This window comes from Glycocaulis abyssi, from assembly GCF_041429775.1.
Taxonomy (GTDB): Bacteria; Pseudomonadota; Alphaproteobacteria; order Caulobacterales; family Maricaulaceae; genus Glycocaulis; species Glycocaulis abyssi.
Map to the genome: position 1 here is coordinate 1,053,845 of NZ_CP163421.1, position 13,474 is coordinate 1,067,318.

Sequence of the window (13,474 nt, forward strand, 5' to 3'; positions counted from 1 at the left end):
GTGGCAAACTCCAATCCTTTCGACCCCACACGCCATTCGGAAGGCCATGAACGCCCCGGCGTGAAGCCGCACCCCTCCGTGCGCAAGCCTGCGCTGGCAGCCTCCCTGATCCTCACCCGAGAGCGCGCCAACGGGACCACCGAAATCCTGTTCGGCCGCCGCTCTGGCGAGCATGTCTTCATGCCGCGCAAATACGTGTTTCCCGGTGGACGCGTGGACCGGACGGACGGCTACGCCCCGCTGGCCAGTGAACCGGCCGAGCCGGTGCTGGACGTGCTGACCCGCTGCATGACAGAGCGCCGCGCCCGCGCAGCAGCCGCAGCGGCCATACGCGAGACGGCAGAGGAAACCGGCCTTCTGATCGGCGAGAGCGCACCCCTCATCCGCGCACGCCCGCAATGGGAACCCTTCGCGCAAGCGGGCCTTGCCCCCGCCGCCGCACCGCTGGAGCTGGTAGCGCGCGCGATTACGCCGCCCGGCCGTCCGCGCCGGTTTGACGCCTGGTTCTTCCGCGCTCCGGAAGAGGCGGTAGCGGCTTCCGCCGATGACTTTATGGCAGCCGAGCTGGAAGATGTGCGCTGGGTCTCTCTGGAGGATACCGGCGCGCTGGATCTGCCCATCATCACCCGCTTTGTGCTCGCCGAACTGGCTGGCCACATGAAGGGCCCTGCCCCTGTTCGCTGCGCGCGCGTGACGCCGAAAGGCCCGCGCGTCGACGAGCTATGAGCGCCCCGCGCAACACAAGGCGCGCACGCCCCGCAGCCGGTATTTTCGTGGTGGACAGTGCCACAGGCCGTTTCGCCCTGCCCGCAACGCCAGACGCGCTGCCGCTGGCGTTTTCGCCAGTAAATGCGTGTGCCGTGGTCCATGCGGGCGAACGCCCCGATATAGCCCAGCGCGCGCTGGGAGTTCGCAGCCTGAGCCCCCGCGCCTTCACCGACGCGGCGTTAAGCGCGGCGCATGCGCAGCTGGGGCTGCTGTTCGCATCACCCGCCAACGCAGCCGTGACACTGCCGCCGCAGCCGGGCCTGTGGGGGCGCGCCGCCCGCCACGGGCTTGCGCCAGACCGGCAGGGCCTGACCTATCTGGGACGCAGCGTGTTCACCCGGCCCGATGGCACACGCTGGCATTTGCGCCTGTTCGCCATTGCGCAGGCGCGCGCCGTTCAGGCCCTGTTTCCAGTAGCCCCCGGCGGACGCGCCGTCTGGATCGAGGAAGAGGCGGTGGAGGCGCGTCTGGCCCAGCCGGAGCTGACCGGGTTCATTCCGCTGGCCAGGGCCGCCGCATCAGGTGTGATAATCACGCCGCTGCAGGTGAGAAAACAGGCAGGACGGCTGCGCACGACCGGGCTATAGACTGGCCGCATGGCCCTCTCATTCCTCATCAGCGACACCCATGCCCGCACCCGTTCGCTCTTCGTGGCGATAATGTGCGGCGGACTGGCCGGGTGCGGGTTCGGCCTGCTCATGCCGCTGATCTCGCTCAATCTGGAGGCGATGACGGGTTCTGGCGCGCAAGCAGGTATCAACGCCGCCGCCGCCGCGCTGGCGATGATCCTGGCAACGCCTTTCATCCCCGGCCTGTTCTCGCGGATCAGCCCGCGCGCCCTGTTGGCCGCCAGTCTGGCCGTCATCGCCCTTGGCATACTGGTCTTCCCGGCCGTGAGGGAGGTGTGGGTGTGGTTCGGCACGCGCTTCCTCATCGGCATCGCGGTCACCATCGTCTTCATTGCCAGCGAGACCTGGATCAACCAGCTGGCAAAGCCTGAACGGCGCGCATCATTGCTGGCTGTATATGCGACGGTGCTGTCAGCCGGGTTCGGTTCTGGCGGACTTCTGCTGGCGCTGCTGGGCGCGGAAGGCTGGGCGCCCTGGATAGCCGGAGCGGCGATCTACGCCGCCGGTGTGCTGCCGGTGCTGTTCCTCCGCGGTCCGGGCCTGATACCGCCCAGCCGGGATGAAGGCAGCCCGCTGGCCATGCTCACCACGGCACGTCTGGCTCCCGCAGCGATCCTTGCCGGGTTTCTGTTCGGTGCGCTGGAGAACAGCTTCTTTGCCCTGATGCCTGTCTATGGCGAACGCACCGGACTGACGACCACACTCATCGGCCTGTTGATGACGACCGGCGCACTGGGCGCGCTGTGCCTGCAGATACCGATCGGCAACTTCGCCGACCGGGCCGGACGCATGCGCACGCTGGCGCTGATTACGCTGGCAGCCGTGGCCGTACCGCTCTTCATCATTGCGTCGAGCGGGTTCGGCTTTGCCCTCTTCCCGCTCATCTTCCTCTATGTCGGCCTTGCCAGCGCCTATTACACAGTTGGCCTGTCGGTAATTGGTGAACGGGTTCAGGCGGGCCAGCTCGCCGCCGCCAATGCCGCCTTCATCTTCGCCTACGGTTCAGGGTCGCTGGTCGGGCCGCCACTGGGCGGAATGGCCATGGACTGGATCAACCCGCACGGCTTCCTGCTGGCACTGAGCGTGATCGCGGCGATCTATCTGCCCATCGCGCTGAGAAGCTGGCGGCGCTGAGAAGCACCGGCGATCAGGTTTCGGAGATTTCCAGCCGGCGTTCGATACGGTTCAAGCGCGCCTGCAGCGAAGCAAGCGCCCCCTCATGCGCGGCATCGGTAGACATGAATGCCGTCAGGTGCTGGCGCAGGCTGATAAGGCTGGTCTTCACGTCAGACATGTCGTTCTGCAGCGTTCCCACCTGGGTCCGCAATGCCTTGAGATGTTCCAGCAATAGCTCGTTTGTAACGTTGTCTGCCATATGCCTTGTCCTGAGCGCCTGACTTGCGCAAATCACGCCAATCAACAACGCCGCAAGGTGAGTATACGGTTTCATCAGCCGTTCGTCACTTTTTCGCTGCCCATCGCGCTGAGAAGCTGGCGCGCCTGAGCACACAGCGCCATTGACACCCTAGCGAACATGCGTATTTTCGCGCGCTCGCGAAGCGTCAGGTCCGGTCTGGCGCGGCAATCCAGTTTCAGGTGAGTGACATGGCCAAGCCGACAACCATCAAGATCCGCCTCAATTCGACGGCTGGCACGGGTTACTTCTACGTGACCAAGAAAAACGCGCGCACCATGACCGAGAAACTCGTGCTGAAAAAGTACGATCCGGTCGCGCGCAAGCATGTCGAGTTCAAGGAAGGCAAGATCAAGTAGATCTGCCCCTTTATCGCATTTGCCGATTTGAGGAAGGCCGCGTGATGCTCACGCGGCCTTTTTCTGTGCCACCATCACCTGATTGCGGCCCGCTGCCTTGGCCTGATAGAGCGCGGCATCGGCGCGCGCGACAAGGCGTTCTGGCGTATCGCCATGCATGATCTCGGCTACGCCCGCGCTGGTGGTCGCGTCCACGCTGACCCCGGCGCTGGAAATCCGGAAAGGCGTGCGCGCGATGGCCGCCCGCACGCGCTCTGCCGCTTCCGTGGCTTCGCGCTGGGTGGCACCGGCCAGCACCACCATGAACTCCTCGCCGCCATGACGCCCGGCAATGTCCAGCGCGCGCAGCTGGGTGTTCATCCGCTCGGTAAAGGCACGTATCACCTCATCACCGGCCTGATGGCCCCAGGTGTCGTTGATGCGCTTGAAATGGTCGATATCAAACAGGATGACCGAGACCGTTTCGGCACTCGCCTCCCATGCATCGACCGCCTGACGCAGGCGTGAGCCCATATAGCGGCGGTTATAAAGCCCGGTCAGCGGATCAATGACCGCCATCTCGAGGCTCTCTTCCAGACGCTCACGCAGCTGCTCGGCATAGCGCTTGCGCTTTAGCTGCGTGTTCAGGCGCGCCGCCAGCTCGCCCGGATCAACCGGGCGCGTCACCACATCGCTAACCCCCAGATCCAGCGCACGGACCATGTCCTGCGGCGTGTCGGGATCGACAACGCAGATGATCGGCGTGTGCCGGGTTACGGCGTCAGAGCGGATGCGCGCGCAGACCCGCAGCGCATCAAACTTTGCCGTCGCCAGATCGATCAGCACCAGCTCGGCGCCTGCCCGCGCGGCCTTCACCACGCCTGCCGGATCGCCAATCGGGCGCGGCGCAAAACCCTTGGGCAGTTTGGCAGACAGGCGCTCGGCGGCAATGTTGTCGCCAGCGGCCACGATAACAATCGCCGGGCCGTCCAGATCACCGTCCTCAACGCCATCATCGGTCAGCGTAGCCTCGTGGCGCAGGCGCAGCTCGTCGAGCACTTCCTTGAGGCGCAGCAGCGAGCGCACCCGCGCAAACAGGGCAACATCATTGACCGGCTTGGTGAGAAACTCGTCCGCGCCAGCTTCCAGCCCCTTCACCCGGTCCTCGCGCTGATCCAGCGCCGTCACCATGATGACAGGGATATGGCGGGTGGCGGCATCAGCCTTCAGGCGGCGGCAGGCTTCAAACCCGTCCATGCCCGGCATCATCACGTCCAGAAGGATCATGTCCGGCATGGTGTCGCGCGCCTTTTCCAGGCACTCGAGGCCGGAAGACGCCAGCACAACATCAAAATATTCCGCCGACAGGCGCGCTTCCAGCAAGCGCCTGTTGGTCTCGATATCATCGACAACGAGGATGCGCGCGCTCATCTCTTCCCTGCGCCTCCCTACCCGATGAATTTCCGGATTGTCTCGATAAAGCTCGTCACCGTGATGGGTTTGGACAGATAGCCCTCGCACCCGCCCTCGCGGATACGCTCCTCATCACCCTTCATCGCAAAGGCGGTGACGGCCACAACCGGGATATCGGCCAGCTCGTCATCGTTCTTCAGCCATTTGGTGACGTCCAGACCGGAGACCTCCGGCAACTGGATATCCATCAGGATAAGATCCGGGCGGTGCTCGCGCGCCATATCAATGGCCTTCAAGCCCTCCCGTGTCTGGAAGGTCTCGTAGCCGTGGGCCTCGAGCAGATCATGAAAAAGCTTCATGTTCAGCTCGTTATCTTCAACGATCAGAACTTTTTTGGACATGACCTGCAGCATGGCGACCGCGCGCTTCCCCCATTTGCCCCGCCTTTGGCGTGGACCTTTTTCCATCCACCGACGAGTAGACACCATTTTCCTTAATCAACGATGAGTCGGGCGCTAGGAACCCGGTAAGGAACAAGATAAGAACGTGGCAACATCAGGACCGGCAGGGGATTCTGCATGATCCGCATCGGCGTTGATCTGGGCGGCACGAAGACCGAAGCCATCGCGCTGGGCGCTGACGGCACCATTCTGACCCGCAAGCGCATTGCCTCTGCGTCCCGCTACGCTGATGCCGTCGAATCGATTCGCGCCCTTGTCGCCGATATACGCCAGAGCGCAGGCAGCACAACCGCGAGCATAGGGGTCGGCCATCCCGGCTCGATCAATCCGCGCACGGGGCTGGTACGCAATGCCAACTCCTCCCATCTCAATGGCCAGTCTCTGCAGCGCGACCTGGCAGACGCGCTGGGACAGGAGGTGCGCTGCGCCAATGACGCGAACTGCTTTGCCCTGTCCGAAGCCACGGACGGCGCAGGCGCGGGCGCACATTGCGTGTTTGGCGTGATCGCAGGCACGGGCGTAGGCGGCGGCATCGTCATCGGCGGACGCCTCCACGATGGCGGCGGTCTTATCGCCGGCGAGTGGGGCCACACCGCCCTGCCCCGCCCTTCAGCGGACGAGATTCCCGGACCGCAATGCGGGTGCGGGCGCCTCGGCTGCGTGGAAAGCTGGTGCTCCGGCCCGGCGCTGGCCCGCGACCACGCGCGGGTAACGGGCGAAAGCCTCACAGCAGAACAGATTGCCGCAAAGGCCGCTCAAGGCGACGTGAAAGCGATGGCCACGCTCGACCGGCACGCTGACCGGCTGGCGCGCGCGCTCTCCACCATCGTCAATGTGCTGGACCCCGACGTGATCGTGCTGGGCGGCGGGCTGTCCAACCTGCCCGGCCTGGCCGCCGATCTGGAAACCCGCCTCGCGCCCCACGTCTTCACCGACGAGTTCCGCACCCGCGTGGCGGTGAACCGGCACGGCGACTCCTCCGGCGTGCGCGGGGCGGCCTGGCTATGGCCGCTGGAAGCGCGATGAGCGGATATTGCCGCACCTGTTTTGCGCCAGCGGGCCCGCCGCGATGCGGGGCGTGCGGCTCGCGCAAGGCGTTCGCCCATGACGAGCTGGATACGCTGTCGATCGCCCATATCGATTGTGATGCGTTTTACGCCTCCATCGAGAAGCGCGATGATCCGTCCCTCGCCAACCAGCCGGTCATTATTGGCGGCGGCAAGCGCGGCGTGGTGGCCACCGCCTGCTATGTGGCAAGGTTGCACGGCGTGCGCTCGGCCATGCCCATGTTCAAGGCGCTCAAAGCCTGCCCGGATGCCGTGGTCATCCCCCCGCGCATGCAGGTCTATGCAGCCGAGGGCAAGCGCATCCGCCAGATGATGGAGGACGTAACGCCGGCGGTGGAGCCGCTGTCCATAGACGAAGCCTTTCTCGACCTGACAGGCACGCAGCGCCTGCATGGAGCTTCGCCCGCTCTCACGCTGATGAAGCTGGCCGCGCGCATCAGGGCGGACGTGGGCGTTACTGTCTCGGTGGGCCTCAGCTATAACAAGTTTCTCGCCAAGACGGCATCCGAGCTGGACAAGCCGGACGGGTTTTCCGTGATCGGCCAGTCCGAGGCGGCAGAGTTTCTGCGTCCACGCCCCGTCCAGAGCGTGTTTGGCGTCGGCCCGGCCTTTGCGGCGGCGCTGAACCGCGACGGGCTCAAAACGCTGGGCGATGTCATCGCCCGCGGTGAGGAGGCGCTGATGCGCCGCCACGGGCCGTCGGGCGCGCGCCTCTGGCGGCTGGCGCAAGGCATCGACACCCGCACGGTCGCCCGCGACGGGGAACGTAAGAGCGTATCGGCTGAAACCACCTTCTTTGATGATATCGCCAGCCATGACGAGCTGGAAAAGCGCCTCTGGCCGCTTTGCGTGAGGGCGGCCGACCGGATGAAGGCGCAAGGCATTGCGGGCCGCGTTGTCACGCTGAAGCTGAAGACGGAAGGCTTCAGATCACTGACACGCCGGCGCACCCTGTCCCAGCCTGCCCAGCTGGCCGACACACTGTTCCGGACCGGGCGCGAGCTGTTGCGCGCGGAAGCCCAAGGCCCGCGCTACCGGCTGATCGGCATAGGTTTCAGCGATCTGGAACCGGCCACGGGTGATGCGCGCGATCTTCTCGATCCGGACGGGCCCAAACGCGCCGCCGCCGAGCGCGCCATGGACAAGGCCCGCGCCCGCTTTGGCCCCTCCGCCGTCATCAAGGGGCGCTCCCTGAAGGACAATTAGCGTTTGTTCACTTGGCCGCCCGGCGCTTCGGTGCTTGGCTGGCCACCGACACAAGGATGCACGACATGATCCATCGCTGTCCCTGGCCGGGCGAAGACCCGCTCTATGTCGATTACCACGACACCGAATGGGGCGTGCCTGAGCGCGATGACGAGGCGCTGTTTGCCAAGCTGATCCTCGATGGCTTCCAGGCGGGCCTCAGCTGGATCACCATTTTGCGCAAGCGCGAGGCATTTCTGGAGGCGTTTGACGGCTTCAACCCGGAGACGCTGGCGCGCTATGGCGAGGCCGACATTGCCCGCTTGCTCGGCAATGCGGGCATCATCCGCTCGCGCGCCAAGATCGAAGCCTCGATAGGCAATGCAAAGGCGTATCTCGCCTTGCGCGAGCGCGGGCAGGGTTTCAGCGACTATCTGTGGGGCTTCGTGGATGGCGAGCCGGTGCAGAACCGTTTCTCCACGATGAAGGAAGTCCCCGCCGAAACACCGGTCAGCCAGGCGATGAGCAAGGCACTGAAGAAGGAAGGCTTCAAATTCTGCGGCCCCGTCATCGTCTATGCTTTCATGCAGGCAACAGGGCTGGTCAATGACCATCTGGTCAGCTGTCACCGCCATGAGGAAGTGAAAAACCTGTCGAGGTCATAATGAAACCTGCCTTGAAACTTGCCATTCTTGGCGTTGGCCTTCTCACACTATCCGCCTGCGCCAACCGTCCACCGGCCCACGCGCTTGACCGCACTTGCGAGATGGGCGGACGCCACGGCGCTACCGGCATTCTGGAACACCAGTGCACGGACGGAGACGGCGTCGTGCGCGAGCGTCCGCAACCCATTCACCGCGTCATCAGCGGCCGCCGTAACGGCTGAATCGCGCGAAAGGCCATCTTTTGTTGTGTGCAAGCCACATGCACGCAGAGCCATAATCGGCTATGGCCAACCACCACCCGCCTCACAATGGTCGACACCATACCAGTGTGAAGGCTAGGGTAATGAGATAGCGATCAGGAATCGTTCGGGGAAACCGATGAGTGAAGCCGTCATTCGCGCCACAGGTCTGTGGACGCCGCCCCATTCCATATCCAATGAAGAGCTGGTCGTGGCGTATAACGCCTATGCCGAGCGCTATAACGCCCAGCATTCCGGCGAGATCGAACGCGGCGAGCTGGAGGCGCTGACCCCCTCTTCTGCCGAGTTCATCGAGAAGGCATCGGGCATAAAATCACGCTATGTCGTGGAAAAAGATGGCGTACTCGACATCACCCGCATGATGCCCAACATCCCCGAACGGTCCAATGACGAATTGGCGATACTGGCCGAGATTGGCGCGAACGCCGCGCGCGATGCGCTGGAGCGGGCCGGTAAAACGCCAGACGATGTGGATGGCATCATCGTGGCCGCCTCCAACATGCAGCGCGCCTATCCGGCCGTGGCCATCGAGGTGCAGATGGCGCTGGGGATGGAACACGGCTTCGGGTTTGACATGAATGTCGCCTGCTCCTCGGCGACGTTCGGCATGCAGGCGGCCGCCGACATGATCGCGGCGGGCAATGCCCGCGCCATACTGGTCGTCAGCCCGGAGATCACGTCGGCGCACCTCAACTGGCGCGACCGCGACAGCCATTTCATCTTCGGCGATGTGGCCACAGCCGTGCTGCTGGAACGCGCGGAGCTGGGGACAAGTGGCTGGCGCATTATCGGCTCGCGCCTGAAAACGCAGTTCTCCAACAATATCCGCAATAATTTCGGCTTCCTGAACCGCACCGAGCGCGCTACGGGCGACAACCGGGCGCTGCAGAACGGCTCGCCGAAGGATGACAAGCTGTTCGTCCAGGAGGGCCGCAAAGTGTTCAAGGAGGTCGTGCCGATGGTCTCCGACATGATCCGCGAGCACATGGACGATCTGGGGCTTGAGCCGGACCAGATGAAGCGCGTCTGGCTGCACCAGGCCAATATCAACATGAATCTGATGATCGCCAAGAAGGTGTTCGGGCGCGAGGCCGGCGGCGAAGATGCCCCGACCATTCTGGATGAGTTTGCCAACACATCGTCTGCCGGCTCGATCATCGCCTTCCACCGCCATTCCGACGATCTTCAGAGCGGCGACAAGGGCGTCATCTGCTCCTTCGGCGCGGGCTATTCCGCCGGCACGGTTTTTGTGGAGAAGCTTTAGATGAACCTGGCCGGCGAGACCGATCTCGCCGCGCGGATTCTGGCCAAGACCAACGAATATCTGGACTTTCCAAGCGTCGTTGGCCACGAGACACCGTTTCTCGATCATCTCGCGCGCGATTTTGCGGGGCTCGGCTTCACGCCGGAGCGCCATGCCAATCTTTGCGTTATCAACACCGGCAAGCCCGGCCCGGTCTTCATCGCCCATATCGACCGCCATGGCGCGGTGATCGCACCCGACGGCGCGTCGGTCTATGCCGCGCACGCGGTCAAGAACGAGAAATATGGCGAGGACGCCGTCGCCAGCCAGGTGCTCGCCACCCGCGTCAATGAACGCTATGGCGGCGAGGAGGTCTTCGCCTATGACCGCAAGACAGGCGGACGGCTGGCCTATGGCGATGTCACTGGCGCGCGGCTTGATGGCGAGGGCCGGATCGTTCTGGACATTACCGGGATGCCCGCCCTGCCCGCCGGCACACCCTTGAGCTTTGCCCGCGCGCTGGATCGCAGCGCGGGTGGCCAGGTCTCCGGCCAGCTGGATAATCCCGTGTCGGTCGCCGTGCTGCGCATGGCGGCAGAGCTGGGGCTGGGCGGCGTCATTGTCTTCACCGCCGAGGAGGAAATTGGCCGCTCCGCCGCGCACTTCCTGCAATGGGCCGGTGAAGCGCTGTCCGCGCGCAAGGATATCGTCGTTCTGGATACCAGCCCGTTTGAGGATTCTGCGGCGATGCTGGCAGGCGCCGTCATCCTGCGGCGGCGCGATGCCAGTGCCAGCTTCCACGAAGCGATGGTGGAAAGGGTAGAGCGCGCAGCCGCGAGCGCAGGCGCGCCCATCATCTTCAAGGATGCCTTCATCGAGGCCGAAAATGCCGCCCGCGCGCGCCGTGGCCAGCCGCTCAAAAGCATCGGGGTTACAGAGCTTGGCAAGATCGCGGCCCAGTCAAAGGGCGAGTTCACCGGGGCCAGCCTGCAAGTGCCTACGGTGAACTACCACTCCAATCAGGAAACCACCTCGCCGCGCGCGCTGGTGGCGATGCTGAAGACCGCGCTGGCCCTGACATCCTGACAAAAAAGAACCCCGCCAGCGAACTGGCGGGGCTTTAGTCAGGGAGGACCGGTAAACCAGGGTCGTCAGGCGCTCTCGCCATGCAGCGCGATATCGACCCCGGTAACTTCGTATTCTTCCTCGATGCGCAGCTTCACCACGCGCCCGATCAGGAAGAGAATGACAAAAGTGGCAATGGCGCACCACGCGACCGCCGCAAGCGCCCCCCAGGTCTGCGTCCAGATCAGCATCCAGTTGCCCTCGATCGCGCCCGGCGTGCCGCCAATGGCTTCGACGGCAAACACGCCGGTCAGCACCGCGCCGGCAAACCCGGCAATCCCGTGCAGGCCGAACGCATCCAGGCTGTCATCGTATTTGAGTGCCGTTTTCAGGGCGGTCACCGCAAAATAGGCGGCGACTGCGCCCGCCGCACCCAGCGCAAAGGCCGCTTGCGGTCCGACAAAACCTGCTGCAGGCGTGATCGCCACCAGACCCGCCACCGCGCCGGAGGCTGCGCCCAGAACGGTCGGCTTGCCGCGCAGGATCCATTCCAGCGCACACCAGACCAGCGCCGCCATGGCGGCTGCAATCTGCGTCACGAGAGCGGCATGAGCGGCAATCTCGTCTGCGGCCAGCGCCGAGCCGCCATTAAAGCCGAACCAGCCAACCCAGAGCAGGCCCGCACCAATGACCGTGAGCACGAGATTGTGCGGCGGATGGCCTTCCTTCGGCCAGCCCCGGCGCGGACCCAGCACGAGCGCCAGAATGAGCCCGGCCACGCCCGAATTGATGTGCACGACCGCGCCACCCGCAAAGTCGATGACGCCCGCCTCATCCAGGAAGCCGCCGCCCCACACCCAGTGCGCAATCGGCGCATAGACCACCAGCAGCCAGACCGGCACGAAAATCACCCACGCCTTGAAGCTCATCCGCTCGGCTGCTGCGCCGGAAATGATCGCAACCGTGATGATCGCGAAGGTGAGTTGGAACAGGATGAAGACCGGCTCTGGCAGCCCGTCCGCATCGCTTCCCGGCTCCAGCCCGGCAAGGAACAGCCGGTCCAGCCCGCCAATGAACGCGCCCTCCCCCGTCAGCGCGAGGGAATAGCCAACCAGCATCCAGGTGACCGTGACCAGCACCGCAGCGGCCAGCGAATGCATGAGGGTAGACAGCACACTCGTCCGGCGCACCATGCCGCCATAGAAGAGCGCAAGCCCCGGAACGGTCATCATCAGCACCAGCGCCGAAGCGGTCAGAATCCAGGCGGTATCGCCTGCGGAGAAGGCAGCGTCTTCCATGTGCGGATTACCCCTTGGCAGAAAACATGCGCCAAGCGTGCGTCCGCCTGTCGAAGCTTGTCAGCGTCCGGGGTTGTATTGCGCCGCAGCAAGGCCGGGCCTGCCGCGCGTTTGGGCGCATCTGCCTGATATTCGTGCACGGCGGGGGTGGCTAGCCGGCCACGCCCCGCTTTGCGGCGTGCACGAAGGCTGCAATTTTGCCCGTGTCCTTGGTCCCCGGCTCCTGCTCCACGCCCGACACCGTATCCACCGCCATCGCGCCCGACGCGGCGATGGCATCGGTCACATTGTCTGGCGTCAGACCGCCCGCCAGGATGAAGGGCAAGGCGTCAAAACCTTTGACAAGGCTGTAATCATAGCCCTCGCCCCAGCCGCCGGGCCTGTCCGCGCCTGCAGGCGGCTTGGCATCAAACAGGACCGCATCGGCAAAGCCCGCATAGCGGCTGGCGCGCGCCACATCGGCTGCCCCGCTGACCGGTACAGCCTTCCACACGCCCTCACGCGCGTAATTGCGCACATCAAGGCAGCGCTCAGGGCTCTCCTGCCCGTGCAGCTGGATGATGTCGGGGGCAAGCACGCGCAAGACCTGACCCAGCAGCGCATCATCGGGATCAACGAGCACCGCGACCGATTTCGCGCTGCCTTTCAGCGCCGACAGGCGCGCCGCCTCGGCCAGTGACACGCCGCGCGGGCTTTTCGGGAAGATGATGAAGCCGAGCCAGTCCGCGCCCGCAGCCACGGCCGCCCTCACCGAAGCCTCGTCACTCATCCCGCAGATTTTCACAAGCACGCTCATGGGGACGGTCCTAGCCCGCCCCCGGCGGCCAGAAAAGAGACTACTTCTTCAGCAGGTCCCGGATCTCTTCGAGCAGCTCTTCATTGCGCGGCTTTGCGGGCGGCGCGGCTGGCGTCTCGTCCTTCTTCGTCTCCTGCATCCGGTTCATGCCCTTGATGAGCAGGAACAGGGCAAAGGCCACGATGATGAAGCTGACAACCGCGTTGATGAAGACGCCATAATTGATCGTCGCCGCACCGGCGTCCGCCGCCGCCGCGCGCGAGGCGTATTCCACCCCGTCCAGCGCCACGAAGAGTTCGGTGAAATCCACCCCGCCCAGAAGCAGGCCGACCGGTGGCATCAGGATATCGTTCACGAAGGACGAGACGATGGTGGAGAACGCGCCGCCCAGAATGAAGCCGACCGCAAGATCGACCACATTGCCGCGCATCGCGAATGTCTTGAATTCATTGAGCATGATAAAGCCCTCCCGGAGAATCCAGGAAGGAGCCTAGGCCGGTTCGCTGCAGGCGCATAGCCGCAACGCCGCCTCGAAACGCGCGCTTTATGCCTTGCCGTCGACGCGCTCGCGCAATTCCTTGCCCGTCTTGAAGAAGGGTACGTGCTTTTCCTTCACGGCCACACTTTCGCCGGTGCGCGGATTGCGGCCCTGGCGCGGCGGACGGTTGCGTACCGAAAAGGCACCAAAGCCCCGCAATTCTACGCGTTCCCCGCGCTCCAGCGCCTGGGTGATTTCCTCGAATATCGAATTGACGACCCGCTCGACATCACGCTGGAAAAGGTGCGGATTGGCGGCTGCCAGTTTTTCGATCAGTTCAGACTTGATCATGGTATCGCGTCCCCGGGATGACGAAGAGTGGAACCTTGGGACG

The 13,474-nt window shown here is 64.4% G+C and carries 17 protein-coding genes; 10 read left to right on the forward strand and 7 right to left on the reverse strand.

What is annotated here, in order from left to right:
• The 3 genes from AB6B38_RS05190 to AB6B38_RS05200 are packed head-to-tail and all read left to right on the forward strand — an operon-like array spanning nt 1 to nt 2,531.
• Nucleotides 1–726 (forward strand): NUDIX domain-containing protein, encoded by a 726-nt coding sequence (locus AB6B38_RS05190; RefSeq protein ID WP_371394710.1) that lies wholly within the window; start codon nt 1–3, stop codon nt 724–726.
• Nucleotides 723–1,355 (forward strand): hypothetical protein, encoded by a 633-nt coding sequence (locus tag AB6B38_RS05195; RefSeq protein ID WP_371394711.1) that lies wholly within the window; start codon nt 723–725, stop codon nt 1,353–1,355. Before AB6B38_RS05190 ends, AB6B38_RS05195 begins: the two co-directional genes overlap by 4 nt.
• A 9-nt stretch (nt 1,356–1,364) precedes the next feature.
• Nucleotides 1,365–2,531 carry an MFS transporter gene (locus AB6B38_RS05200; RefSeq protein WP_371394712.1) on the forward strand — a complete coding sequence of 389 codons (1,167 nt, stop codon included), beginning with the start codon at nt 1,365–1,367 and terminating at the stop codon, nt 2,529–2,531.
• Between the two features lie 13 nt (nt 2,532–2,544).
• On the opposite strand, the gene AB6B38_RS05205 is transcribed toward AB6B38_RS05200, so the two are convergent.
• Entirely contained in the window at nt 2,545–2,772 is a 228-nt protein-coding gene (locus AB6B38_RS05205) for a hypothetical protein (RefSeq protein WP_371394713.1), read from the reverse strand.
• 230 nt (nt 2,773–3,002) lie between these two features.
• Between AB6B38_RS05205 and rpmG the strand changes: the two genes are divergently transcribed.
• Entirely contained in the window at nt 3,003–3,170 is a 168-nt protein-coding gene (gene rpmG, locus AB6B38_RS05210; protein WP_009800672.1) for a 50S ribosomal protein L33, read from the forward strand.
• A gap of 48 nt (nt 3,171–3,218) precedes the next feature.
• On the opposite strand, the gene AB6B38_RS05215 is transcribed toward rpmG, so the two are convergent.
• Both AB6B38_RS05215 and AB6B38_RS05220 read right to left on the reverse strand, forming a co-directional pair.
• Nucleotides 3,219–4,580, reverse strand: coding sequence for a PleD family two-component system response regulator (locus tag AB6B38_RS05215; protein WP_371394714.1), 1,362 nt, complete (start codon nt 4,578–4,580; stop codon nt 3,219–3,221).
• Nucleotides 4,581–4,597: 17 nt separating this feature from the next.
• On the reverse strand, nt 4,598–4,963 hold the full coding sequence (locus AB6B38_RS05220; protein ID WP_371394715.1) for a response regulator: 366 nt from the start codon (nt 4,961–4,963) through the stop codon (nt 4,598–4,600).
• 177 nt (nt 4,964–5,140) lie between these two features.
• Between AB6B38_RS05220 and AB6B38_RS05225 the strand changes: the two genes are divergently transcribed.
• The 6 genes from AB6B38_RS05225 (at nt 5,141) to AB6B38_RS05250 (ending at nt 10,529) form a co-directional block, all read left to right on the forward strand.
• A complete protein-coding gene (locus AB6B38_RS05225) occupies nt 5,141–6,049 on the forward strand; it encodes an ROK family protein (RefSeq protein WP_371394716.1) in 909 nt (302 codons plus the stop codon).
• A complete protein-coding gene (locus AB6B38_RS05230) occupies nt 6,028–7,296 on the forward strand; it encodes a DNA polymerase IV (protein WP_371394717.1) in 1,269 nt (422 codons plus the stop codon). Before AB6B38_RS05225 ends, AB6B38_RS05230 begins: the two co-directional genes overlap by 22 nt.
• Nucleotides 7,297–7,361: 65 nt before the next feature.
• The gene (locus tag AB6B38_RS05235; RefSeq protein WP_371394718.1) at nt 7,362–7,940 is read left to right on the forward strand and encodes a DNA-3-methyladenine glycosylase I; all 579 of its coding nucleotides are present in this window, start codon (nt 7,362–7,364) and stop codon (nt 7,938–7,940) included.
• Between the two features lie 11 nt (nt 7,941–7,951).
• The gene (locus AB6B38_RS05240) at nt 7,952–8,161 is read left to right on the forward strand and encodes a hypothetical protein (protein ID WP_371394719.1); all 210 of its coding nucleotides are present in this window, start codon (nt 7,952–7,954) and stop codon (nt 8,159–8,161) included.
• Nucleotides 8,162–8,318: 157 nt separating this feature from the next.
• Nucleotides 8,319–9,464 carry a beta-ketoacyl-ACP synthase III gene (locus tag AB6B38_RS05245; protein WP_371394720.1) on the forward strand — a complete coding sequence of 382 codons (1,146 nt, stop codon included), beginning with the start codon at nt 8,319–8,321 and terminating at the stop codon, nt 9,462–9,464.
• Nucleotides 9,465–10,529, forward strand: a complete 1,065-nt coding sequence (locus tag AB6B38_RS05250) for a hypothetical protein (RefSeq protein ID WP_371394721.1) — start codon at nt 9,465–9,467, stop codon at nt 10,527–10,529.
• A gap of 65 nt (nt 10,530–10,594) precedes the next feature.
• Here AB6B38_RS05250 and AB6B38_RS05255 read toward each other — a convergent pair whose 3' ends face one another.
• The 4 genes from AB6B38_RS05255 to AB6B38_RS05270 form a co-directional block, all read right to left on the reverse strand.
• Nucleotides 10,595–11,806, reverse strand: coding sequence for an ammonium transporter (locus AB6B38_RS05255; protein ID WP_371394722.1), 1,212 nt, complete (start codon nt 11,804–11,806; stop codon nt 10,595–10,597).
• A gap of 151 nt (nt 11,807–11,957) precedes the next feature.
• A complete protein-coding gene (locus AB6B38_RS05260; RefSeq protein ID WP_371394723.1) occupies nt 11,958–12,602 on the reverse strand; it encodes a phosphoribosylanthranilate isomerase in 645 nt (214 codons plus the stop codon).
• A gap of 40 nt (nt 12,603–12,642) precedes the next feature.
• Nucleotides 12,643–13,059 (reverse strand): large conductance mechanosensitive channel protein MscL, encoded by a 417-nt coding sequence (gene mscL, locus AB6B38_RS05265; RefSeq protein ID WP_371394724.1) that lies wholly within the window; start codon nt 13,057–13,059, stop codon nt 12,643–12,645.
• A gap of 87 nt (nt 13,060–13,146) precedes the next feature.
• Nucleotides 13,147–13,431, reverse strand: a complete 285-nt coding sequence (locus tag AB6B38_RS05270; RefSeq protein WP_371394725.1) for an integration host factor subunit beta — start codon at nt 13,429–13,431, stop codon at nt 13,147–13,149.
• Nucleotides 13,432–13,474 lie beyond the last annotated feature (43 nt).

Coding starts and splice junctions, on each gene's coding strand:
- rpmG (WP_009800672.1), top strand. CDS start 3,003: ATGGCCAAGCCGACAACCATCAAGATCCGCCTCAATTCGACGGCTGGC.
- mscL (WP_371394724.1), bottom strand. CDS start 13,059: ATGCTCAATGAATTCAAGACATTCGCGATGCGCGGCAATGTGGTCGAT.
- AB6B38_RS05225 (WP_371394716.1), top strand. CDS start 5,141: ATGATCCGCATCGGCGTTGATCTGGGCGGCACGAAGACCGAAGCCATC.
- AB6B38_RS05260 (WP_371394723.1), bottom strand. CDS start 12,602: ATGAGCGTGCTTGTGAAAATCTGCGGGATGAGTGACGAGGCTTCGGTG.
- AB6B38_RS05195 (WP_371394711.1), top strand. CDS start 723: ATGAGCGCCCCGCGCAACACAAGGCGCGCACGCCCCGCAGCCGGTATT.
- AB6B38_RS05245 (WP_371394720.1), top strand. CDS start 8,319: ATGAGTGAAGCCGTCATTCGCGCCACAGGTCTGTGGACGCCGCCCCAT.
- AB6B38_RS05230 (WP_371394717.1), top strand. CDS start 6,028: ATGGCCGCTGGAAGCGCGATGAGCGGATATTGCCGCACCTGTTTTGCG.
- AB6B38_RS05220 (WP_371394715.1), bottom strand. CDS start 4,963: ATGTCCAAAAAAGTTCTGATCGTTGAAGATAACGAGCTGAACATGAAG.
- AB6B38_RS05200 (WP_371394712.1), top strand. CDS start 1,365: ATGGCCCTCTCATTCCTCATCAGCGACACCCATGCCCGCACCCGTTCG.
- AB6B38_RS05215 (WP_371394714.1), bottom strand. CDS start 4,580: ATGAGCGCGCGCATCCTCGTTGTCGATGATATCGAGACCAACAGGCGC.
- AB6B38_RS05250 (WP_371394721.1), top strand. CDS start 9,465: ATGAACCTGGCCGGCGAGACCGATCTCGCCGCGCGGATTCTGGCCAAG.
- AB6B38_RS05235 (WP_371394718.1), top strand. CDS start 7,362: ATGATCCATCGCTGTCCCTGGCCGGGCGAAGACCCGCTCTATGTCGAT.
- AB6B38_RS05270 (WP_371394725.1), bottom strand. CDS start 13,431: ATGATCAAGTCTGAACTGATCGAAAAACTGGCAGCCGCCAATCCGCAC.
- AB6B38_RS05205 (WP_371394713.1), bottom strand. CDS start 2,772: ATGGCAGACAACGTTACAAACGAGCTATTGCTGGAACATCTCAAGGCA.
- AB6B38_RS05255 (WP_371394722.1), bottom strand. CDS start 11,806: ATGGAAGACGCTGCCTTCTCCGCAGGCGATACCGCCTGGATTCTGACC.